The sequence below is a fragment of the Koromonas humicola genome, assembly GCF_059726255.1.
The window spans coordinates 1,731,677-1,754,563 of record NZ_AP040873.1; the positions used below are offsets into that span (position 1 = coordinate 1,731,677).

The window sequence follows — 22,887 nt, forward strand, 5'->3', positions numbered from 1 at the left end:
ACCCCACTCAAGTCAGAGGCAGGCTTGAGTGGGGTGCTCGCTACAGTTTGGCTTAAATCTTTTGCAGCTTTTGTTCCAGGGTTGAAACCCATCCGACCTGAAATTCGGGCTGAATGGTTTTTGCGAGACTAAGGGCTGTCTGATACTCGGCTCGGGCCTCGGTATCCCGCTTCAGGATGGTGAGGACGTCTCCGAGAGTCGCGTGTGGGCTCACGGCATTGGGTGCCAGACGAACTGCTTCCTGAGCCTCGACGAGAGCTTCATCATACCGCTTCTCGCCCATGAGATTTCCAGCTTTCTGCGTGTGTACGAGTGCCGCGCCGAGTGGAAGCTCGAAGTGTCCTTCATACACGAACACGGCTTTGTGGATAACATCTTTTGGCTGCCTACGTAGGAATTCATCGTAAGGGTTCAGCGTGGGGCCGGGGCCAAACTCGAATCCGGAAAGATTGCCTGCACTGACCAGCACCGGGCCATCGATGGCGGGCGGTACGTCTATTTGTTGATTAAGCCAGAAGGTGTTAGCTGTGGGGAGAGGCTTGCAGGGGATGCCATAGTAGCTCGGATCGACTACTCCTGCCGCGAAGTAAACAAACCAGCAGTCCTTGATTCCTCGATCATTGAGATAGCGGTTCGTGAACTTGAGCTGCTGTCCCCAATCGGCGTTCGAATCGCTGAGGAGCTTGTGAGTCTGCGACGGACCTCCCCAGAATTCATTCGCGTACGGAATGTAGTCGGGATAGACGCGCACGGAAGAGGCAATGTGCAGGAATACGAGGGCCCCTACCACGAAGGCCCATGCCTTATGCTGGCGGATCAGAACGCCGGAGGCCGCAGCCGCCAGCACAATGAGGAAAGGATACATCGGGAGGATATGGCGCATTCCAATGTTCATTCCGGAACTCATGGCAACGAGCAGATACACGAGAGGCGGAATGGAGAGGAAAATGACTTCTCGCGACACGCGAAGCTTACGAATAGCCAACGCCACGCACGTCAGGACGAAAAGTCCGAGAAGGCCAACGGTTGTCTTGATGAGAATGACGACAGGGAAGTAGTACCACAGTCCGTGCGGATAGGCTTTCCCTAACAGATAGGTTTGGTAGAAGTCGGACATGAATCGGACATCGACCAATCCATAGAGATACGACTCAGGCAACAGATGCCAGCGAGCCACGAAGGACAAGAGAGCAACTTCGCGAGCGCGAGACAGTATGGGGACGTAGCTCGCAAAAGTCGGGTTGAGTGGAAGCCCCGTGGGCCGCGCCGAATACCGGAAGCCATAGGTTGCCCAGAGCACAAATACGGCGATCACGCTCATGAGGGCGATTGCCGAGGCGGTATTGCGGACTTGGTGATCCTGTTTTGCGCGGAATAGTTCGGTAAACGCAAGAAGTATAACAATGGGAAGCAGGAGGATCGCACTGTGCTTGGTGGCCAGGGCGAAGCCCGCGGCAAGCCCTGTTATCAGAAGTCTGCCAATGGTGGGCTGCTTCACATAACGATACAGGGCGTATATGGTCGCGAAGAGCGTGCACGAAAGCGCTGTGTCGGTCGCAACCATGGCTCCGAACGCGAGGAAGTTGGGATCAAAGGCGAGGAGCACCAGAGACAGGAAGGCAGCCGTCAAGCCAAACATTTCGTTGGCGGCAATGAATGCGGTGATCAGTAGCACGATGGCGAAGATGGAGGCTGCCGTCCGTGTACGACGCAAGATTGAGTCGGCGTCGTTCTTGAAGAGGAAGTCTTTGCCGCTGAGGAACGCTTCCTGCTTGAAATTACGATTCTGAAGGTGGGGCACGTGCAACTGCATATGGAGGAGCGGCACGGTAGCCACCAGCTTAAGCAGAGGCGGATGCTCCGGGTTCAATCCGTAATCAGCATGCTTCCATGACATGTATCCGGCGAAGATGTGATCGTCTTCGTCCCATGTGATGGACTGTTGGAACGTGGAAGTGAGGAGTTGAATGGCGAACAGTGCGATAAGGAGTGCAGCGCCGGAGAGGATGAGTATGTTTCGGCGAGTCAGGTGTCTAGTAAACATTTCTCTCTGTGAAGATGAATGAGGTCTGCAAATCAACTGCGACGATACTACATACGTGATCGATTTCCTCCTATGTTCAGGGAAAGATCGGCCAAACCTCAGCAGGTTTAGAAAAGGTGTGTGTGGCTCTTACGGGAAAAGAGGTCTTCTTAACGGCGAATTGCTGGGGGAGAGGGAAGTCTCCGGTCCACGTCGCTGACGCAGACCGGAGAGTCAGAAGTTCCTAGGGATGTCCCTACTTCAGGCGTGCGCCGTTCGGGGTCTCGGCGGGAACGCTGACCAGAGCCGGGAGCCCCTCCTCACCATAAGAGGCCGCTACGATCATGCCTTGTGATTCGATTCCACGGAGCTTGCGGGGAGCTAGATTGGCAACGATGACGACCTTGCGCCCCGGCAGGTCCTCCGGAGCATAGACCTTTGCAATTCCGGCGACAATCTGACGGACTTCCGTACCAATATCCACGGTCAGGCGCAGTAACTTATCAGCCTTTTCGACCTTCTCGGCGGTCAGGACTGTTCCTACGCGAAGCTCTACCTTCAGGAAATCGTCAATGCTGATGTACCCATTTGCCTGTGCAGAAGCAGGTACGGCAGCGGGCGTCGCAGCGGCAGGAGCAACCTGAGGAGCAGGCGCGGGGGCCGGCGTTGCAGGTGCAGCTGTATTGGCTGCGGCGCTCTTACGTTCTTCTTCCATTTGTTGCATCCTTTCGATCGCGCTCTTGTCGGCGCGTGGGAAAACAGGTTCGATCTTGCCGAGGCGTGTGCCTACGTTCAACTGGCCCCACTTGATTGTGCCAAGGTCAGTTTTGGCGATATCGGGGAGTCCGAGCTGGGTGAAAATCTTGGCTGTGGACTCGGGAATGATGGGATGAGCCAGAGCCGTGATAATGCGGAGGGCTTCAGCCGAGGTGTAGAGAACCGTCGCCAGCCGTGACCGGGAGTCGCGGTCGTCCTTTTCGGCTATGGCCCAAGGCTGCGATTCTACAATGTACTTGTCAACGGCGCTCAGCAGCGTCCAGAGAGTTTCGAGCGCGCGCGAGAACTGGAAGGCATCGAAGAGGCGGTTGTACTCGGTAATTGTCTCTTCGGCGAGCTTGCTGATGGCAGCTTCGGCAGGCGTGTGTCCGATGGTGGCGCTGGGGTAGGGAATTTCTCCTCCGAAGTAGCGACCAATCATGGACAGAGTGCGGCTGGCGAGGTTGCCGAGGCCGTTGGCGAGATCACTGTTGAAGCGCTGAACAAGCGCGTCGAACGAGAAGGATCCGTCCTGCCCGAACGCGATTTCGCGGAACAGGAAGTAACGCAGGGCGTCGGCACCGAGCACATCGAGAATGGTCTCGCTGCGAACGATGTTGCCGCGCGACTTGGACATCTTGCTCTCTTCAAACAGGAGCCAGCCGTGAGCAACGATCTGCTTAGGCAGTGGCAGTTCGGCTGCAATTAGGAACGCAGGCCAGTAAACGCAGTGGAATCGGACAATCTCCTTGCCGATCATGTGTACGTCGGCGGGCCAGTAATGCTGATACTTCTGCTGGTCAGCGGCTTCGGGGGAACCGAAACCTACCGCCGTCGCGTAGTTGCAAAGGGCATCGAGCCACACATAGATGACGTGCGAAGGATCGTCTGGAACCGGAATTCCCCACGTGAACGTGGTCCGCGAAATGGAAAGATCACGAAGACCACTCTTAACGAAGGCGATGACCTCGTTTCGACGAGTCTCGGGGTAGATCAGGTCCGGATTCTCTTCGTACAGCTTGAGCAACGGTTCCTGCATGGCCGAGAGCTTGAAGAAGTAATTCTCTTCCTGCACCGTCTCGGTTGGGCGTCCGCAGACTGGGCAGGGCGTGCCGGGGGTGTTGTCGTCGGCGTACAGTTCGTCTGATACGCAATACTGGCCGGTGTATGAGCCCTTATAGATGTAGCCGCGATCCTTCAGGAGCTTGAACATGGCCTGAACGCCGCGCTTGTGCTCGGGGCTGGTCGTCCGGATGAACTTGTCGTAGCTGATGTGCATCCGGTCCCACAGACCGCGAAACTCGGCGCTGACTTCATCGGTGAACTGCTGCGGAGTCTTGCCAGCGGCTGCCGCGGAACGCTCAATCTTCTGGCCGTGCTCGTCGGTTCCGGTGAGGAAAAGGGTATCGTTGCCGAGCATGCGCTGACGGCGGGCAACAGCATCGCAGACCACGGTTGTATAGGTGTGGCCAATGTGGGGCCGCGCATTTACGTAATAGATCGGCGTAGTTATATAGAACTTCTTGCGTGGTTCGCTCATACAAATCTCTCGATCAGGACAAAATACTTTTAGGAATATCGCCGCATGACGCACTGCTATCAGGAGCCTGCGCCGAATTGGCTGTGGAAGCGAAATACGAACGCATCGCTTCCTGTAAAACGGTCTTGAGCGGCACTCCGGCGCTTTCCGCGATGGTGCGACAATCTTCGAACTCGGGCGCGCAGTTCACGATTTCACCATCGAGGCGCCCAAGCTTGACTCGAATTGGCCCCCAAGGAGACTGCACGGTGACGTGCTCGCGCTCGAGGGTGGAACGCTGCTCGGTACGCATTCGCACGCCTAGAGTAGTGGTTTCGGTCAGCAGGATGCGGGTGAGAGCATTGGAATCGGCGGGCGAGGCGAGCGCAGTTATGAGGATGCCTGGACGGCCTTTCTTCATTTGTACCGCGACGCCAAATGCATCGAGCGCACCAGCCTTGAGCAGCTTCTGCTGGACATAGGAGAAAAGCTGAGGGTTCATGTCATCGATATTGGCTTCGAGCACGATGACAGTGTTCGCCTCAGAGGTGGATTGCTGTGTCGTAGGAGTCATGCGCGAGACAGGAACGGTGGTCGCTTCTCCTATCAGGAGACGTACAACATTGGCATTACCTGGAATATCGCGCCCGCCAGCTCCGTAGCCGGTGGCGGTGACGGCCATGGGCGGAAGCGGTTCATAGCGGACATCGAGAGCACGCAGGAGAGCGGCGCCAGTAGGGGTGAGCAGCTCTTTCTGAATGCCCGAGGAAAATATGGGCGCACCATGCAGCAGCTCCGCTGTCGCGGGTGCAGGAACAGGTAAAACGCCGTGAGCACAGTTGACGGTCCCGCCGCCAACGTTGAGAGCAGAGCAGTACCAGCGATCGATGGCTAGTGACTCGATGGCAATGGCAGAGCAGACGATGTCGATGATGGCATCTTCGGAGCCAACTTCATGGAAGTGGATCAGCTCGGGATGCTTGTTGTGAATCTTCCCCTCAGCTTCGGCCAGCAACTCAAAGGCCCGCACTGCAAAGTCCTTAGCTGTAGGGCTGATGGCAGCTTGGGCGATGATGGCGCGGATCTCCTTTAAGCCACGGTGGATGTGCGGCTTAGAGTCGTGCTCGTGCGGGTGTTCATGAAAGTGTTCATCATCGTGCTCATGGGGGTGATCCTGATGCACATGTTCGTGATCATGCCCATGGTGGTGCTCGTGCGCATGCTTATGATGGTGGTCATCAAGGTCGAGAGGTTCATCGGGATGCCCCTGAACGAGCACGTCAATCTTGGTGGCAGCGATCCCGCCACGTTCGACGCGATGTGAGTGCACATCTGTGTCGAGGCCGAGGTTGCGGGCGACCGCCTGTATTTTCTCCAGTGGAACACCGGCATCCACGGCCGCGCCGAGAAACATATCGCCACTTATTCCAGAGAAACAGTCGAGGTAGGCAATGCGCATACTAGTCCAAAGGGCAATTTGGCCCGAACTTCAAATATAGGAGGCGGGAGAGATTGGGTCAAACCGATGAGCGCCCGAGCTTTGGAGATGTTATGGGATGACCGGAGTGGTTGAGAGTTTCGCAAATCGCAAAAATGAGCGGGAGTAAGGGATCGATGGCAATTTAGTGCTGCCCTAAAGTGGCCTGAACGCATCACATTATCCGTACTGCACTTCGTTGGAAGCGACGTGGTGTTGCGTTTTGCCTGCTCAGGTGCGGTACGAGGAGAGCCCTGAACGAAGGTACACAGGACTGGTCGGAGAGTGTGTAGGTTCGTGAAGGAGAACCCTCAGGAGATGGAACTCGGGTGAGCGGGATAGCGACAGAGCGCGCAAGGCGCACGGTACTGCTGATTGATGACGAGCTTTCGGGACTACGACTAAGGGAGCTGGTGCTCCAAAGTGCCGGGTTCAGAGCACTGATTGCCACGAATGGCGAGCAGGCGATGGATCTGTTTCGGATGCATGACGTCGATGTTGTGGTGACAGATCACCTATTGGGACGCACGACGGCTGCTGGCATGGTGTCGGCAATGAAACGGCTAAAGCCGCATGTCCCAGTGGTTTCACTATCTGGAACCACGAACTTCGAGGAGGCACTGACGTACGCGGATCATTTTATTGGTAAAGGCGAGGGGCCTGAGACCTTGATTAACACGCTAGATCAGTTGCTGGGACAGATGCCGAATGGTGGAGGTGAGTCAGCCGCCGCTGCGGAGCAGACCGCCAAAGAGCTACCACCTGCAGCATTGCTGGCCGCCATCGTGGAAGACTCTTCCGATGCAATCCTGAGCAAGACGCTGAACGGAATCATCACGAGTTGGAATCATGCGGCGGAGCTGATGTACGGCTACAAACGGCAGGAAGTGATTGGAAAATCAGTCACTCTGCTGCTGCCCCCAGATCGTCCGAATGAGATCAACCACATTCTGAGCAGACTGAAGCGTGGGGAGCGGATCTACCACTTCGAGACCGTTCGCGTAACCAAGGACGGCAGGCATTTGGACGTGGCACTGACGATCTCGCCGATTCGCGATACCCAGGGGCGATTGGTGGGCGCGTCGACGATTGCGAGAGATATCACGGAACACAAGCGCGCCCAAGAAGCGTTGCAGAAGGCGGAGAAGCTGGCACTTGCAGGCCGGATGGCTGCAACTGTCGCGCATGAAATCAATAATCCGCTGGAAGCAATTGGAAACATTTTGTATCTGCTGCGAAATGTGGTCGAACTGAGCCCCGAGGCCCGGAAATACGTCGATATCGCGTACGAGGAACTAAAGAGAGTTTCTGAAATTGCGAAGCTGACCTTGGGCATGCAGCGTGGCGCAGCCGATAGCAGGGAATCGGTGCAGGTTACCAAGCTGCTGGACAACGTGCTGACGCTGTATCAAGGCAGAACGAAGACGCTTGGCATAAAGCTGACGAAGAAGTATTCGTATGACGGAAATGTGATGGGTTCGCCGGGCGAACTGCGCCAGGTCTTTTCGAATCTCATCGTGAACGCAATGGATGCCCTGGCCATGAAGGGCGACAAGCTATCAGTGAGCGTGCGTTGCGCTCGCCGCTGGGACACTGGGGAAGAGGGCGTTCGGGTGATTGTGTGCGACAACGGTCCGGGGATTCCTATAGAGCATCGGTCGCAGTTGTTCCAAGCCTTCTATACGACAAAGGGCGAGCACGGTACTGGAATTGGGCTCTGGGTGTCTCGGGCGATCGTGCAGAAACACGGTGGCCGAATGAGAATCCACAGCTCGGTTACACCGGGACGCTCGGGTACGTGTTTTTCTGTGTTTTTGCCGATGCAGGTGGCAGTGCATAACAAGAAGGCCGCCTAGCCCGTACCTCCCGTGACAGAGAGCTATGCAATGAGCAGCACGGAAAGTTAGCATCCCTTACAATCAGAGTATTACTACTCTCCACGGTGACCCTGCGGGCTGCCGTTGGCATGCAAGGAATGCTGTGTATCTCTCATTACAGAACCGCTTGATCGCGCACGTTCGCGAATTCCTGAACCAAAAATACAAAATTGTGCTGGCCAACATCGTGGTCGAGCAGCCCCCGAAGATTGAATTCGGCGAGTTTGCGCTCCCCGTGTGTTTTGAGCTGGCAAGGACATTGCGCAAGGCTCCGAGAAAGATCGCGGAAGAGATTGTGGCAGAGATGCCCGTGCCGGAGGGTTTCGCGAAATTCGAGGTTGCCGGCGGTGGGTACATCAACGCGCGCCTGGAACGGAGCGTTGCCGCGGCACTGATGCTTGAGGGAGAGGATGAGCCCTCGCAGGAGGGTTCTAGCCCAAAGGCGGCGCAGGAACCTGTGTCGAGTGTTGCGGGCGATGGTGCCGCGAGCGATCCGGTGACCGCGGATACCTCGGCAGCGACTCTGGCCGCTCCTGAGCCCGGAGCTGCTACGGCTATAGTGGCGGCGGAAGCTGCGCGAGGCAAAGTTCTGGTCGAGCACACCTCGATCAATCCGAACAAAGCCGCCCATATAGGACATTTACGAAACTCGATATTGGGTGACACGCTGGTTCGTCTATTGCGCGCGGCGAAGTATGCCGTGGACGTGCAGAACTATATCGACAACACGGGCGTGCAGGTGGCGGATGTGGTTGTCGGTTTTCAGCATGTGGCGAAATTATCCAAGCAGGAAACCGCGGAGCTGATTGCTGGGAACGACCGCTTCGATTATTACTGCTGGGATCTGTATGCAAAGGTTTCGGCCTGGTACGAGGAAGACCAGGCACGGTTGCAGATCAGGCGCGACACTCTGCACTCACTAGAAGTCGGAGGGAACGAGACGGCCGAGATCGCGCAAATGATATCTATGGCCGTGCTGCGGCGGCATTTGGAGACGATGCAGCGGTTGGGCATCGAATACGACTTTTTGCCGCAGGAGAGCGACATCCTTCATCTGCATTTCTGGGCGCGTGCTTTTGAGTTGTTGAAGGAAAAGAAAGTCATCTATTTCGAGGAACGAGGAAAGAACAAAGGCTGCTGGGTGATGACTCGCGCTCGCACCTCGAAGGACGAGATTGTTTCAGAAGGCCCAGATGAAGACGCGAAGGTGATTGTGCGTTCGAATGGCACGGTGGGGTACGTGGGCAAGGACATCGCGTATCACATGTGGAAGTTCGGTTTGCTCGGGGTGGATTTCGGGTACCGCAAGTTCTACGAATACAGCGATGGGCGCCCGGTATGGATCTCCTGCGATCCGAAGCAGACAGAGCCTGGAGCTCCGCACTTTGGGGGCGTGGGTGCGATCTACAACGTCATCGACGCGAGGCAGAGCGATCCGCAGGAAACGGTGAAACAGGCGATTCTGCTGATGGGACACGAAGCAGAGGCTGCGCGGTATACGCACTTCAGCTATGAGATGGTCGCACTAACGCCGCGGTGCGCGATGGAAATGGGATATGCCGTAAGCGAGGAAGATCAACAGCGCAGCTACATTGAAGTTTCCGGACGCAAGGGCTTTGGGGTAAAGGCCGACGATCTGCTTGATAAGCTGATTGCGGCGGCCAAGTCCGAGGTTGATGCACGGCATCCGGAGTTGGAAGACGCAGAGCGTGGCGAAATTGCACGGCAGATTGCAATTGGAGCGCTGCGGTATTTCATGTTGAAATTCACCAAGCAATCGGTGATCGCATTCGATTTCCGCGAGGCACTGTCGTTTGAGGGCGAAACCGGTCCGTATGTGCAGTACGCAGTCGTGAGGGCAACGAACATCTTCCGCAAGGGAAGGATTGCGCCCGAAGACGCGCTGAATACAAAGATCGCGGCAGATGCTTTCGACGGTAACGACGATCTGTGGTCGCTTTGGCTCGCGGCTGGGCAGACGTCGAAGGTGATTGAGCAGTGTATCGCCTCAACAGAGCCTGCGGCGCTGACCAAGCATGCATTCCAATTGGCGCAACAATTCAACAACTTCTACCACAAGCACCACATTCTCACGGAAGAGAATCCGGAGAGGAAGTCGCTGCTGCTGGCAACCGCAGCGGTAGTCCGCAGGGAATTGATTGCGAGCATGGCAGTGATGGGAATCCCGGCTCCAGCTGTGATGTAGGAGGAGAATTCAGAGCACGGGTGGGGGATGCTGGCTGCCCGTGCTTTACTTGCGAGGCTCTCGATAAGAGGTATTCGGTACAAGCCAATTCTCCGATAGCTTGTATCCCCTGCGAATCGCTTGATCGTAGAAGCCCATCATCGTGGAGTGTAATTCGTTAATCAAAGCCTGTTGGTCGCAGAAGTACGGCTTGTTTGCCGAGTAGGGCAGGTACTGAATCGCGGTCTTAATGAAGTGACTCTGCTCGGGAATGAGAGCACCGTCTGATTGACGGCGATATATGCAAACGCGAACTTGCGTGGTGAGGTCACCAATACGCAGTTCGTGGCAGGCAACAAATTCGCGACTTTCACTCGGCGGTGCGGTTTCCATGTGTTTGCCTGATTGTCACTCTTTCAAATGAAAGGGGCAAGACGGATTTGTCCTGCCCCTTCAATCAGAGTGCTACTTCTTGGGCGCGAGGTGTTGGGCGAAGTCCACAAGCGAGCGGACTGCTACCCCGCTCGGACCTTTGGGCATCCAAGCTTTGTTCTCCTCAAGCCACGCTGTACCCGCGATATCCAGATGGATCCACGGCTTGTCTTCCACGAACTCCTTGAGGAACATGGCCGCCGTAATAGCGCCGCCGTAGCGTCCGCCGGTGTTCTTGATGTCTGCGATCTCAGACCGAATGTGATCGAAGTAATCCTGATCTACGGGCAAGCGCCACGCTTTCTCTCCCGCGCGGATTGTCGAATCAAGGAAATCATCGGCGAAGTCTTCATTGTTCGTGAAGAGTCCGACATTGTGATACCCGAGCGCGATCACAACAGCTCCGGTAAGCGTAGCAGCGTCGATCAGATGCGTGGCTCCGAGTTGGCGAGCGTAGCAGAGACCATCGGCCAGAACGAGGCGGCCTTCGGCATCGGTATTGATGACTTCGATTGACTTGCCATTCATCGCAAACTGGACGTCGCCGGGCTTCTGGGCTTTTCCGTCAGGCATGTTCTCAGTGGCGCAGAGGACTGCGATGACTCGTACGTTCGGCTTGAGAAGAGCGATAGCGCGCATGGCTCCAATCATGGTGGCCGCGCCGCACATGTCGTACTTCATCTTCTCCATGCCGTCAGACGGCTTGATGCTGATGCCGCCTGTATCGAACGTGATCCCTTTGCCAACCAGTCCAAGCACGGGTGAGGCCGGAGCGCTGGCTGGCTCGTAGCGCATGACGATGAGGCGCGGCTCCTCTCCCGCACCTTGGGATACGCTAAGGAAGGCTCCCATTTTCAATTCGCGGAGCTTGTTGGGGCCATAGACTTCACATGCGAGGCCGGATTCAGCGCACATCGCCTTGGCACGGTCAGCGAGGATGGACGGGGTCATTAGGTTGCTGGGCTCAAGGGCAAGGCTGCGGGTGAGATTCTGCGATTCGGCGAGAATCGTGCCCTCGGTCACGGCCTGAGCAGTGGCTTTTTCATTCGCGCTGGCCGGGAAGGCGAGAGTCACATCCGTGAGCTGCTGATCCTTGCGGTCGCTGCGATAAGTGTCCACATCAAAGTTGCCGGTGATGATGCCTTCGGCTGCGGACTGGGCAGCGGCGGGGATCTCGATTATCTCGGGAAGTACAAGGGCAAAGGATTTGATGTTCTTGGCCTTGGCCGCACGAGCAGCCGTTCCCGCCAGCTTGCGGAGTTCGGTGGTACAGAACTTGTCCCGCTTTCCGGCTCCCACGAAGAGCACGCGCTTAGCGGAAATTCCTACCGGGGCGAGCAGCCACACGGTTTCCATAAACTTGCCGGTAAGATCGCTTGCCGAAATGAGCGCTGCAGCGAGGTTCTGCAGCTTGGAGTCGGTGGTCAGGAGTTCGGGGGCAGGAGTCTTGTCTCCCTTGTCTGCTACAGCGAGGACAAGGAGTTCGGTCTGGATTGCGGAGGGACTGCTGGACGATAGTGCTATGTTCATTCAAACCTCTCTAACTGATCTTTCTATAGTGCAGCTTCGCTTCGGATCTTCGTATTTCGAAACATGGCATGACACGTAGTCAGCGGGGCCTGTGCTGGTCAAGATCTGCGGCCGCGCGCGATTGCGTCGCGAGCTTCCTTATCAGCCGTGCGACGGCGTTCGGTCTCGCGCTTGTCCCAGAGCTGCTTACCCTTCGCTACCGCGATTTCCACTTTCACTCGCCCGTTTTTGAAGTACATGCGGGTTGGAATGAGGGTGAGCCCCTTTTGCTGAATGCTGGCGTGCAGTTTCAGTAACTCCGCGTGATGCACAAGCAACTTGCGAGTGCGTAGAGAGTCGTGATTGAACTGGGCGCCGGGAGCGTATGGGCCGATGTGCGCGTTAAGAAGGTAGAGTTCGCCATCCTTGACGATGCCGTAGGAGTCTTTCAGATTGGCTTGTCCGGCCCGAATGGATTTTACCTCGGTTCCGCGCAGGGCGACTCCGGCCTCGTAACGTTCGAGAAGGAAATAGTCATGCCCAGCGGTGCGATTCATGCAGGCGTCGCGTTCGCCGCTGGCGACGGGGTCGCGCTTAACGTTCTTTGGCTTGTTCGGCTGTGTCAGTTGCGTTTGATTGCGGGCCATGCTGGATTCCTGCTAAGTGAAAGAAAATGATTCAATTCGGAGCGCACTTGCGCGATGTTGCGAATTCAGTATCCTAACACAGCACGCGAAGAGAGCAGGGCTAACGACTTGAGCTCCGATGCTATAATCGGCCCGGTGAAGAAAGAGTTTTGCCCGCAGCCGCGGGCCACCTTCAGGGCGCAGCCCGCGGAGGGAAATCCCGTTCTTAAAGGATTGCGATGAAACGGTTCCAATGCGGTTGCCTGGTCCTGCTGGTAGCCATCATTTCTACGCTTCCTGCAATTGCCGACAAAGCGAAATCGCTCTACTCCAAAGGACAGCAGGCCGAAGCCAGACAGCAGTACGAAGAAGCCTACCAGTACTTCAAGCAGGCTTACGATCTGCATCCGGAAGACGTGCAGTTGCGGTCGTCGTACGAGCGAACGAAATTTCTCGCGGCATCGTCGCATGTCCACAAGGGGCAGGTACTTCGTGACGCGGGCAAGCTACAGCAAGCGATGCAGGAATTTCAGCTCGCCGCATCAATCGATCCCTCAAGCGGGATCGCGCAACAGGAAATCAAGCGTACGCAGCGACTGATCGACAAGGCACAGCAACCGTCGACTGCTCCGCCCACGTCCCGCGCTCAAGATGGCTTGAGCGAGATGGCATCAAACGTGGCGGGGCCGGTACAACTGGCCCCGATTTCGCAGACGCCGCTGACGTTAAAACTCGCCGAAGATTCGAAGACGGTGTATGAGACGATCGGCAAGTTGGCAGGGATCAATGTGCTGTTCGATCCCGACTATGTCTCGCGTCGAATTCGCATCGACCTGACCGCGGTATCGCTTGATCAGGCACTGCAAGTCGTGGCTCTGGAATCTCGTACTTTCTGGCGGGTGGTAACCCCAAACACGATTTATGTGGCGCAGGACACGCAGCAGAAACGGCAGGATATCGAACAGCAGGTGCTGCGGACGTTCTACCTCAACAATTTTTCGACCGTGGCGGAATTGCAGGACGTCGCAAACCTGATTCGTACGATTTTGCGCGTGGAACGCGTGCAGCAGTTCCCATCGCAGAACATCATCGTAATGCGCGGAACTCCGGACCAGGTGGCACTGGCCGAGTTGCTGATCAATAACCTGGACAAGGCAAAGTCCGAGGTGTTGGTTGATATCGTCGTGATGCAGGTGAGCAAAACGAAGCTGAAGCAGCTTGGTATCCAGTATCCATTCCAGGGTGGAACGACGAATCCGACGATTACGTTCCAGAGCCCCTCCGTCACGAGCGGAACTACAACGAGCGGCTCGACAACTTCGGGTTCGAGTACCACAACAAGTTCTGGCCTTACGTTGAACGATCTCTCAAGTCTGACGGCACGTGACTTCGCCGTGTCGATTCCATCTTCGAGTGTCGCGTTCCTCATGAACGACAGCAACACGAAGGTGATTCAGCGGCCGCAGATGCGGTCCGTTGATGGTCAGAAGGCCACGCTGAAAATTGGTCAACGCGTGCCGATCGCCGTTGGCACATCGAGTTCTACTTTGACAGCGACGGCGCTGACGCAGACGCAGTTCCAGTATCAGGACGTGGGCGTGAACATTGAAATGACGCCACACATCCACAGCAGCGGCGAAGTGAGCATGAAGCTCTCGATCGAAGTTTCTGCGATTGATAGCTATCAGACGATTGGTGGTTTGACGGAACCTGTTATTGGTCAGCGCAAGATCGATCACGAAATGCGCATGCGGGATGGGGAAGTCAATCTGATTGGCGGCATCCTGGAGCACGATGACGTGCAGAACATGAGCGGGTTGCCGTGGATTTCGCAGGTGCCGATCTTGAAGTATCTATTCGGGCAAGGGCAAAAAACGAAGACTGACAACGAGACCGTATTCGCCTTGATGCCTCACGTAGTGCGCCGTCTCGATGTTGAGGACCTGAACATCAGACCTGTCGATATTGGCACGCAGAACGTGGTTCAGGTGCGGCGACTCGCAAACGCGCCGGCAACCGTGACACCGGCTGCGCCAGCGGCGGTTCCGAGTGGTGTGCCGACGTCGGCACTTCCGCCCCGACAGGCAGGCGAAAACCCGCAGTTGGCGGGGAATGCTCCCGCGGGTGCAAGCGTCTCTGGCGCGGGTTCTGTGATTCCGGCTGGAAGTATCGCTCCAGCAAAGGCGACGAATGTAGGGCCGGTGTTGAGTATCGATCCGCCGATGGTTAACCAGTCCACTGGCGGAACCTTCGCGGTGAATGTGACGCTGAACGGCGGGCAGAATGTATTGACCGTGCCTGTGCAGGTCAGCTATGACCCAAAGGTCATGCAGTTTTTAAACGTCTCGAATGCGGGGGCGCTCTCAAAAGATGGTGCAGCGGTGGCGCTGGTGCATCGCGACGACGCAGAGAAGGGAACACTGCAAGTGTCGCTAATGAGGCCACCGGGGTCGAATGGTATCACTCCGTCTGGACCGATGTTCACTTTAACGTTTGTGGCAAAGGCGGCGGGACAGGGAACGCTGACTGTGAGCAAATCAACGCTACGCGATCCGAACATGGGCGCGATTGAGGCAAGCGGCTCACAGGCAATCGTCAACGTGCGGTAGGAGATTGGATGTTGATACGAAAAGGGCAGCACGGGATGACGTTGGTCGAGTTGATCGTGGCAATCGCGGTCATGTCGATTCTTGCGACCATGGTGCTGCCAATTTCGCGCACTGTCGTTAAGCGCGAGCGGGAAAAGGAACTTCGCGCAGCGCTGTGGCAGATGCGAGATGCCATTGATCGTTACAAAGACGCTGCCGACCGCGGTGCCTTTCAAACAAAGCTGGGAAGCGAAGGGTATCCGCCGGATTTGGAGACCCTGGTGAAGGGCGTGGACGTTAGCGGCAAGACTGTCCGCTTCCTGCGCCATATCCCGGTAGATCCGATGACCCACAGCACCGAATGGGGCCTGCGCTCGATGCAGGATGATCCTACGTCTGAGTCGTGGGGAGGGCAGTCGGTGTTTGACGTGTACACAAAATCCAAAGACACCGCGCTTGATGGAACGAAGTATTCGGACTGGTAAGGCAAACTAATGCAAATGAAACTGAAGCGATCGGGACGGGGAAAGATGGCGGGATTCACAATGATCGAGATGATCATTGTGATCGCGATCATCAGCATCCTTGCGTCGATTGCGGCTGCAAGCTACCAGCACTCGGTGTGGCGCGCACGAGAGGCGGTACTGCGCAATGACCTGTTTACCCTTCGTAGCAGTATCGACCAGTACACCTTGGACAAGCAGAAGGCACCGCAGTCGTTGCAGGACCTTGTGCAGGCTGGCTACATCAAGGCAGTGCCGAAGGACCCAATGACGAATTCGACCGAGACGTGGGTTCCGGTGCAGGAAGACTCGTTGCTGGCTATCGACCAGACAGAGCCGGGCATTGTGGACGTGCATAGCGGGAGCCCCGGGGTTTCGACGGAGGGAACTCCTTACAACACGTGGTAGAGACGCCATGTGGTCCAGAAAGTGAAAACACGCTGGAAAGACCAGCGTGTTTTCTTTTGTGCTACCAAAAGAGGCCTAGAAACGGGCACGCACATACTGATCGGGCCAATGCACCTCTTGCTTGAGGACGTGGGCCGCGTGCAGTGGCCAATATGGACTGCGGAGGAGCTCACGAGCTAGCAGGACGAAATCGGCTTGGCCAGTGCCTATGATGTGCTGAGCCTGTTCAGGCGACGTAATCATGCCTACGGCTCCAGTCAGGATTTCGCCTTCGCGACGGATACGTTCGGCAAACGGAGTTTGGTATCCGGCGCCGAGCGGAATTCTCGCTTTTGGTACTATGCCGCCAGAGGAGCAGTCGATAAGGTCGACTCCGAGCGGCTTAACTTGCCGCGCCAGTGCGATGGAGTCCTCGATAGTCCATCCTCCTTCGGTCCAATCAGAGCAGGAGATTCGCAGCCACAAGGGAAGGCGCTCAGGCCAGACTTTGCGAGTGGCTTCGATGATCTCACGCACGATGCGAGTGCGGTTCTCGAAGGTTCCGCCGTACTGATCGGTTCGGGTATTCACGAGGGGAGATAGGAACTCGTGGATCAGATAGCCATGAGCTCCGTGAATTTCAATGAGATTGAAGCCGGCCTGCAGACTGCGAACTGCAGCGTCAGCAAAGGCTCGGGTGATGCGCGCGATGCCTTCAACGGTAAGGGCTTCCGGTTGAATGGAATTAGGGCTGAACGCCTTGTCGGTGGAGGAATAGGTCGGACGCCAACCCCCTTCGGAGACTGGAACTGGCCCACCGTGATTTCGCCAGGGCACATCTGTGGACGCTTTGAATCCGGCATGGGCAAGTTGTGTTCCAGCAACTGCGCCGTGCTTGTGCAGGAAATTGACGATCCGAGCCAAGCCTTCAATGTGTTCGTCTTTCCAGATACCAAGGTCGGCAGGACTGATTCGTCCTTCAGGGAGTACCGCGTTTGCTTCGGTAATGACGGTTCCTGCGCCTCCAACAGCACGGCTTCCGAGATGAACAAGGTGCCAATCATTAGCGAAGCCATCTTCGCTTGAGTACTCGCACATTGGCGAAACGGCGATGCGGTTACGAAACACGACATCACGAATTTGAATCGAGTCGAACAGGTTCATAACCGTTTGATGATACAAGACGTGAGAAGCTTCATGGCGTAATCGATGATTGTGTGCTGGTTCCCCGGGAGGCCGGGAGCTGCCGTTGAAAATTGCAGTGAAATGGCGCACCGGATTTCCTACGCCAGCATCGTATGGGGAATGAAGCGAAGAGGGTTAGGTCTGGTGTTTGCGTCGTTGATCTGGGTCATGCTCGCTACCTCAGGCCTCTGGGCCGGAGCGCAGGGCACCTTCCGCGGGCAGATTGTGAGTCCCCCGCGGGGCGAGCGTTCGAGTGGGACGGTATACCTGATGGGGCGTGATGGAAACGTGCGGCGCGTAGTTCTGACGCGAGCGGCTATTGTGTACGATGCCGCGGTTCCTTCAGGAGATCGGCTGCAGCCTGCGCGCAAGTCGCTGGTTCCCGGTACCGAAGTGCGAGTGACAGCGCTGGTTGACGCGAGAAGCGGTGAATGGACCGCATCGCGTGTTGAGGTGATCGCGCAGCATGCATCAGAGGTCGGGGATGAGGAACCAGATAAGAACGATGACCCAGATGACAAGTCGCCTGACCACGTAGCTACCCCAAAGGACGCCACCGTTTCCTGGCGCACCATCTAAAACTGTTCCACATCCACGTGGATTGGAACAGGGGCATCTTTTCCGCAGCGACAGCAACTCCGCAACATTGCTACAATGCCTACGTGCGGTATGCCGCTCGGCAGCCGTTACCCACGATGGCCCCGTAGCTCAGCTGGATAGAGCAGCGGTTTCCTAAACCGGAGGTCGGCAGTTCGAATCTGCCCGGGGCTACCAGAAATCTTCGGGTTAGAAGCCGCCTAGTGCGGCTTTGTTATTGTGAGGGCTAATCATGTCTGTCGATCGAATCCAGCCCGGTGTCGTTGTAGCCGTTCAGGATGCGTGAGAAGGGAAGCAACACCCACGAGAGAGATGTGCGAAAGAGCCTGTGGAAAGTTGCCGACTTGCCGATGACGGACGGTGTCGAACTCCTCTGAGAGCAGACCGACGTCGTTTGCCATTGAGAGTAGGCGTTCAAATAGGTTCATTGCGTCACGCTCGCGGCCGATGAGTTGTAAGTTCGCCACCATCCAGAAACTGCATGCAAGAAACTTGCCCTCGGAGCCAGGGAGGCCATCATCGGTTTTGGAGGTGTCGTAGCGAAGAACCAGTCCATCTTGCATGAGATGATGCTCGATCGCCTCGACAGTGCTGCGAACGCGAACGTCCTCCGGTGGGAGGAAACCTACTAGAGCCATCAGCAGGAGCGAAGCATCGAGTTGATCGGAGCCATAGGATTGTACGAATGAGTTCAGCTCACGATTAAATGCCCGTTCGCAAATCTGGTTGTGTATGGTGTCTCGAATCTGTTTCCAATGAGCTATGGGCACATTCAGCTTGCCGTGCTCAGCAATCTTGAGAGCACGGTCGAACGCAACCCAAGCCATCATCTTGGAGTAGGTGAAATGTTGAGGCGCGCCGCGAACCTCCCATATGCCGTGATCAGGCTTCTCCCAGATGCTTTCAAGGTGCTCCATAAGGAGATTCAGGAGCGCAAAGTCGCCCTCGGGAACTTGATCTAGTTTGCTATAACTCCAATAGGAAGCGTCGAGTACCTCGCCGTAAATATCGAGTTGTAGCTGCTCAGAAGCTGCATTGCCGACGCGTACAGGAGAAGAATTCTCGTATCCGGGGAGCCAGGGCATCGAGCGCTCGAACAGCATGCGCTCACCTGCGATGCCGTACATAATTTGCACGTGATCGGGGCTTCCCGCGATTGTACGACGTAGCCAATGCATCCAGTTGCTTGCTTCGTCGTAATAGCCTGCATTCATCAAAGCCAGCAGGGTAAATGTTGTATCACGCAACCAGCAGTACCTGTAATCCCAGTTGCGCACCCCACCGATGTCTTCGGGAAGGGACGTGGTTGGTGCGGCGACGACGCCACCCGTATGGTCGAAGATGAGGGCCTTCAGCGTGATCAGCGAGCGCACGACGATGTCGCGATACTTGCCTTGGTAAGTGCATGCGGAACTCCAGTTCAACCAGAATTCTTTCGTCTCTTTGTAGGTTTCCGCCGGATCAAGTTGCGCAGGCGTGTCCTGTTCGCGGTAGTCGCCGTAGGTTCCGCAGGTAAGGACGAAGGACACGGTTTCGCCCGCTGAGACTTCAAATTCGCTGACGGTCTTTAGGTCCTCTCCGGTAAGAGGCGCGGTGGTTTCAAGCGTGAGCGAGTCAGGACCTGCAACGGCACGCACCCCCGTAGGTGTGCGCGTTACCCAAGGTACTGCGTTGCCGTAATTGAACCGGACAGCCAGTTCGCTCAGCATCAACACCTTGCCGCGAAGGCCCGTAATGATTCGGACTAGACGAGAGTGCTTGCGATGAACTGGCATGAAGTCGACGACCTTCACGGCCCCTTCGCTGGTCTCGTGCGTTGTTTCCAAGATGAGAGTCTGCGGTTGGTAGCAGCGGGTTGAATGCGTGTGCTCAAGGTCCTTGGGGGCGAGTAGCCAATATCCATGCTTCTCTGTCCCAAGCAAGCGAGCGAAACACGCGGACGATGAAAAATATGGCCAACACAGCCAATCGATCGAGCCGTTGCGTCCGACTAGAGCGGCGGTCTCACCGTCGCCGATCATTGCGTAATCTTCTATCTTCATTGCGTTGAGACAAAGAGCTGGACCATCTGCGCCGCACGTAAACCGTCTACGAAGAACGAGGTGAAGCTGCGGCTACGAGTTCCTTCTCCCCAGTCGGTCAAGAGTTCCTGTCAGTGCGTCTCTGAAATGCGTGCGTTCCAGACCTCCACGAGCGACACATTCCATACATGTCCAGTGAGATGCGAACTTACTAGGCTGTGCCTTGTTATCGGGTGATGTGAGGTCAGTTCCGCACCAGTTATCCAGAGACTCGCGAGTGTTATGATTCATGCCAACTTTATGCGGACACGAATATTTGCACTTATAGGAATCCTGTCGTTCTCGGTGTGTGCGTGGGCAGGTTCGTACTACACATCGCGGCCTAGTGACCCCAAAGCTGTCTATTTAACAGCCGAACAGTTCGGCGGCAAGGCTGATGGTACGGCGGACGCCACCGAGGCAATTCAGAAAGCCATCAACAAGGTACAGGAGACAGCGAACTCCGGGGTGGTGTTTATCCCCGAAGGCCGTTACCGGATCACGAAGACTGTTTATGTTTGGCCTTCTATTCGGTTGATCGGTTATGGGGCGCATCGTCCGGTATTTGTGCTCGCAGAGAGCACTCCGGGGTACCAAGATGCGCGAAACCCGAACTACATGGTTTTCTTTGCCGGAAGACGACCGGATGCAAAACTGAGCGCAGGCGAGCGTCCACCAGATGCGACGCCGGGCACGTTCTACTCGGCAATTTCAAATATTGACATAGAAGTTGGGGCCGGAAATCCGGGCGCAGTCGGCATTCGGGGTACATGGGCGCAACACTGCTTCTTGGCCCACATGGACTTTCGTCTGCACTCTGGAATTGCTGGAGTGCACAACACGGGAAATGCGCTGGAGGACCTCAGGTTTTACGGCGGTCAGTATGGGATCTGGACACGGAAGACTTCTCCGGGTTGGCAGACAACGGTCGTAGATAGCTGGTTCGAGGGCCAGAGTGAGGCAGCAATTCGGGAGACAGAGGCTGGCCTGACACTTATCCGTGCGCATTTCAGGCAGGTGCCGTTCGCGGTGACGATTGACGGCGATTATCCGGATCAGCTTTGGATCAAAGACAGCGTAATGGAGGATGTGAGTCGGGCCGGGGTCGTCATCAGTCTCGAGCAGAACCCGCGTACGCAGATCAATATGGAAGATGTGGTCTGCAGAAAGACCCCGGTCTTTGCGTTGTTGCGCGAGAGTGGCAAGAAAATGACCGCGCCCGCAGAGATCTACCGCGTTACGGCGTTCACGCACGGACTCACGTTCGAGAATCCACGGGAAATACCGCAGGTGCGGGATGCGTACTCGGCCAGCCCGCTACCGAAGATGCCGGAAGATGTGAAGTCCGACCTGCTGCCGCTGCCGCCCGTCTCTTCGTGGGTCAACATTCGCGATCTCGGTGCGAAGGGTGACGGAGTAACGGATGACACCGTGGTATTTCGGAATGCAATCGCGAAGCACAAGGCCATCTATATCCCGCTTGGCGACTACATCGTCAGTGACACTCTCACATTGGCTCGGGACACGGTGCTTATCGGGATGCATCCGAGTGCGACGCGAATCACGCTTCTTAATCGCACGGCGGCTTTCCAGGGGGTAGGGAATCCCAAGCCAGTGATCGAAGCGCCGCGAGAGGGAACGAACGTCGTAGTGAGCATCGGTGTGAATACGAACGGAATCAATCCGCGTGCGGTGGGTGTGAAGTGGATGGCCGGTACGAATTCACTTATGAACGATGTGCGATTCCTCGGCGGACACGGGAGTGGAGGTAACCCGTACAACAATAATCACACGGCCGATCCGGATCTCACTAAGCGCTGGGACGGCCAATACCCAAGTCTCTGGGTAACGAATGGCGGAGGTGGAACGTTCTTCGATATCTGGACACCGGATACTTTTGCCCAGGCTGGAATGCTGATCTCGGACACAACGACTGAAGGCAGGTTGTACGAGGTCTCGAGTGAGCACCACGTTCGCAATGAAGTTCAGTTACACAATGTGTCGAACTGGAAGCTGTATTCCTTACAGACAGAGGAAGAGCGCGGCGAGAGCGGGTTTGCATTACCGCTTGAGATCGACAATTCGAGCAACATAACAATTGCGAACCTGCATATGTATCGCGTTATTAGCTCGTTCCAGCCATTTCGCTGGGGAGTAAAGGTGTCGCGGTCGCATGACATTCGATTCTTAAACTTGCATTGCGATAGCAACAGCAAGGTGTCGTTCGATGACGCGGTTTACGATCAAACGAGTGGAGCCGAGATTCGGCAGCGAGAGTTTGCATCGCTAGTGATACGTGGTGACGAGCCTGCCGCCGAGAAACATACGCATCTAGAAAAGGTTGCGGAAGGCTTCTATAGCGCTTCCGGCGGAGCTGTCGCGCCGAATGGAGATTTTTACTTCGTCGACGCTAAGTGGCAGCGTATTTACCGCTGGGACGTAGAGCGAAAACAATTGTCCATTGTGCGAGATGCACCGCTCGATCCAATGAATCTGGCTATTGATAAGACCGGAAATGTGATGGTGGTTTCGTCGGCTGACACAGGCGTCGTGTACACGTTCAAGCCGGAGGATCCGGGGAACGAAGTCAAAATTCTGCCGGCTGATTCGGCTGTTCCCCGGCAAGGGATGAATGCTGTATTGCCGAGCGGAGAATGGCTTCTGCAGCGGAGCGAGACAGGGCTTCCGCTGGCGCGCACGCGTCAGTACGAATCGCCGGATAAGACCACCTTCATCTCTGCGACTGAGGGATTCGTGACAGGAGTGACGAGCTGGGGAGTGAAGAGCAGCGACGTGTTGCGCGCATTTGCGCTCCAGCCCGTTGTGCCTGGAAAGCCGTTCTATTTCACCAGCGAGTCCGAAGTGATGACGTGGAAGGCGGACGTGGCGCTCGACGGATCGATGACGAACCTGAAGTTGTTCGCCAACGATGGTGGCGAGAGCGTTACAACCGACGGCGAAGGCAACGTATATCTGGTCGCGGGCCAAGTGTACGTCTACAACCCGGAAGGGAAGCTGACGAGATCGATCAACGTTCCAGAGAGGCCGATCCAAGTGGCGTTTGGTGGCAAGGACGGACGAACGATGTTCATCTTGGGGCGAACTGCTCTATACGAACTGCGCCCCGAGTAGGTCAAGTTCCCACTCCGGCAGAAGAATTCGC

At 56.2% G+C, this 22,887-nt stretch carries 15 protein-coding genes and 1 tRNA gene; 8 read left to right on the forward strand and 8 right to left on the reverse strand.

What is annotated here, in order from left to right; all coding sequences use genetic code 11:
• Positions 1–52: 52 nt before the first annotated feature.
• The 3 genes from AC6IZD_RS07515 to larC form a co-directional block, all read right to left on the reverse strand.
• Positions 53–2,044, reverse strand: a complete 1,992-nt coding sequence (locus AC6IZD_RS07515) for an ArnT family glycosyltransferase (protein ID WP_497787071.1) — start codon at positions 2,042–2,044, stop codon at positions 53–55.
• 235 nt (positions 2,045–2,279) lie between these two features.
• A complete protein-coding gene (metG, locus tag AC6IZD_RS07520) occupies positions 2,280–4,319 on the reverse strand; it encodes a methionine--tRNA ligase (protein ID WP_497787072.1) in 2,040 nt (679 codons plus the stop codon).
• Positions 4,320–4,332: 13 nt separating this feature from the next.
• Entirely contained in the window at positions 4,333–5,757 is a 1,425-nt protein-coding gene (gene larC, locus AC6IZD_RS07525) for a nickel pincer cofactor biosynthesis protein LarC (protein WP_497787073.1), read from the reverse strand.
• A gap of 347 nt (positions 5,758–6,104) precedes the next feature.
• Between larC and AC6IZD_RS07530 the strand changes: the two genes are divergently transcribed.
• Complete coding sequence (locus AC6IZD_RS07530) at positions 6,105–7,631, forward strand: ATP-binding response regulator (protein WP_497787074.1); 1,527 nt, start codon at positions 6,105–6,107, stop codon at positions 7,629–7,631.
• Between the two features lie 124 nt (positions 7,632–7,755).
• On the forward strand, positions 7,756–9,858 hold the full coding sequence (locus AC6IZD_RS07535) for an arginine--tRNA ligase (protein ID WP_497787075.1): 2,103 nt from the start codon (positions 7,756–7,758) through the stop codon (positions 9,856–9,858).
• Between the two features lie 45 nt (positions 9,859–9,903).
• Here AC6IZD_RS07535 and AC6IZD_RS07540 read toward each other — a convergent pair whose 3' ends face one another.
• The 3 genes from AC6IZD_RS07540 to smpB all read right to left on the reverse strand — a co-directional run bounded on the left by AC6IZD_RS07540 (position 9,904) and on the right by smpB (position 12,425).
• Positions 9,904–10,230, reverse strand: a complete 327-nt coding sequence (locus AC6IZD_RS07540; protein WP_497787076.1) for a hypothetical protein — start codon at positions 10,228–10,230, stop codon at positions 9,904–9,906.
• Between the two features lie 72 nt (positions 10,231–10,302).
• Complete coding sequence (locus AC6IZD_RS07545; RefSeq protein ID WP_497787077.1) at positions 10,303–11,799, reverse strand: leucyl aminopeptidase; 1,497 nt, start codon at positions 11,797–11,799, stop codon at positions 10,303–10,305.
• A 98-nt stretch (positions 11,800–11,897) separates the two neighbouring features.
• Positions 11,898–12,425: an SsrA-binding protein SmpB gene (gene smpB / locus AC6IZD_RS07550; protein WP_497787078.1), complete on the reverse strand. Its 528-nt coding sequence runs from the start codon at positions 12,423–12,425 to the stop codon at positions 11,898–11,900.
• A gap of 218 nt (positions 12,426–12,643) precedes the next feature.
• On the opposite strand from smpB, the gene AC6IZD_RS07555 reads away from it, so the two are divergent.
• The 3 genes from AC6IZD_RS07555 to AC6IZD_RS07565 are packed head-to-tail and all read left to right on the forward strand — an operon-like array spanning position 12,644 to position 15,903.
• Positions 12,644–15,013: a secretin GspD/PilQ domain-containing protein gene (locus AC6IZD_RS07555; protein ID WP_497787079.1), complete on the forward strand. Its 2,370-nt coding sequence runs from the start codon at positions 12,644–12,646 to the stop codon at positions 15,011–15,013.
• Between the two features lie 8 nt (positions 15,014–15,021).
• The gene (locus AC6IZD_RS07560) at positions 15,022–15,477 is read left to right on the forward strand and encodes a type II secretion system protein (RefSeq protein ID WP_497787080.1); all 456 of its coding nucleotides are present in this window, start codon (positions 15,022–15,024) and stop codon (positions 15,475–15,477) included.
• A gap of 15 nt (positions 15,478–15,492) precedes the next feature.
• On the forward strand, positions 15,493–15,903 hold the full coding sequence (locus AC6IZD_RS07565) for a prepilin-type N-terminal cleavage/methylation domain-containing protein (RefSeq protein WP_497787081.1): 411 nt from the start codon (positions 15,493–15,495) through the stop codon (positions 15,901–15,903).
• Positions 15,904–15,978: 75 nt separating this feature from the next.
• Here the strand turns inward: AC6IZD_RS07565 and AC6IZD_RS07570 are convergent, their stop codons facing one another.
• The gene (locus AC6IZD_RS07570) at positions 15,979–17,046 is read right to left on the reverse strand and encodes an NADH:flavin oxidoreductase/NADH oxidase (protein ID WP_497787082.1); all 1,068 of its coding nucleotides are present in this window, start codon (positions 17,044–17,046) and stop codon (positions 15,979–15,981) included.
• A gap of 102 nt (positions 17,047–17,148) precedes the next feature.
• On the opposite strand from AC6IZD_RS07570, the gene AC6IZD_RS07575 reads away from it, so the two are divergent.
• Positions 17,149–17,646, forward strand: a complete 498-nt coding sequence (locus AC6IZD_RS07575) for a hypothetical protein (RefSeq protein WP_497787083.1) — start codon at positions 17,149–17,151, stop codon at positions 17,644–17,646.
• Positions 17,647–17,764: 118 nt separating this feature from the next.
• Positions 17,765–17,841 (forward strand) — tRNA-Arg (locus tag AC6IZD_RS07580).
• 53 nt (positions 17,842–17,894) lie between these two features.
• Here the strand turns inward: AC6IZD_RS07580 and AC6IZD_RS07585 are convergent.
• Positions 17,895–19,706 (reverse strand): glycoside hydrolase family 15 protein, encoded by a 1,812-nt coding sequence (locus AC6IZD_RS07585; protein ID WP_497787084.1) that lies wholly within the window; start codon positions 19,704–19,706, stop codon positions 17,895–17,897.
• A 279-nt stretch (positions 19,707–19,985) separates the two neighbouring features.
• Here AC6IZD_RS07585 and AC6IZD_RS07590 point away from each other — a divergent pair, with 279 nt between their 5' ends.
• Positions 19,986–22,856 carry a glycosyl hydrolase family 28-related protein gene (locus AC6IZD_RS07590; protein WP_497787085.1) on the forward strand — a complete coding sequence of 957 codons (2,871 nt, stop codon included), beginning with the start codon at positions 19,986–19,988 and terminating at the stop codon, positions 22,854–22,856.
• Positions 22,857–22,887 lie beyond the last annotated feature (31 nt).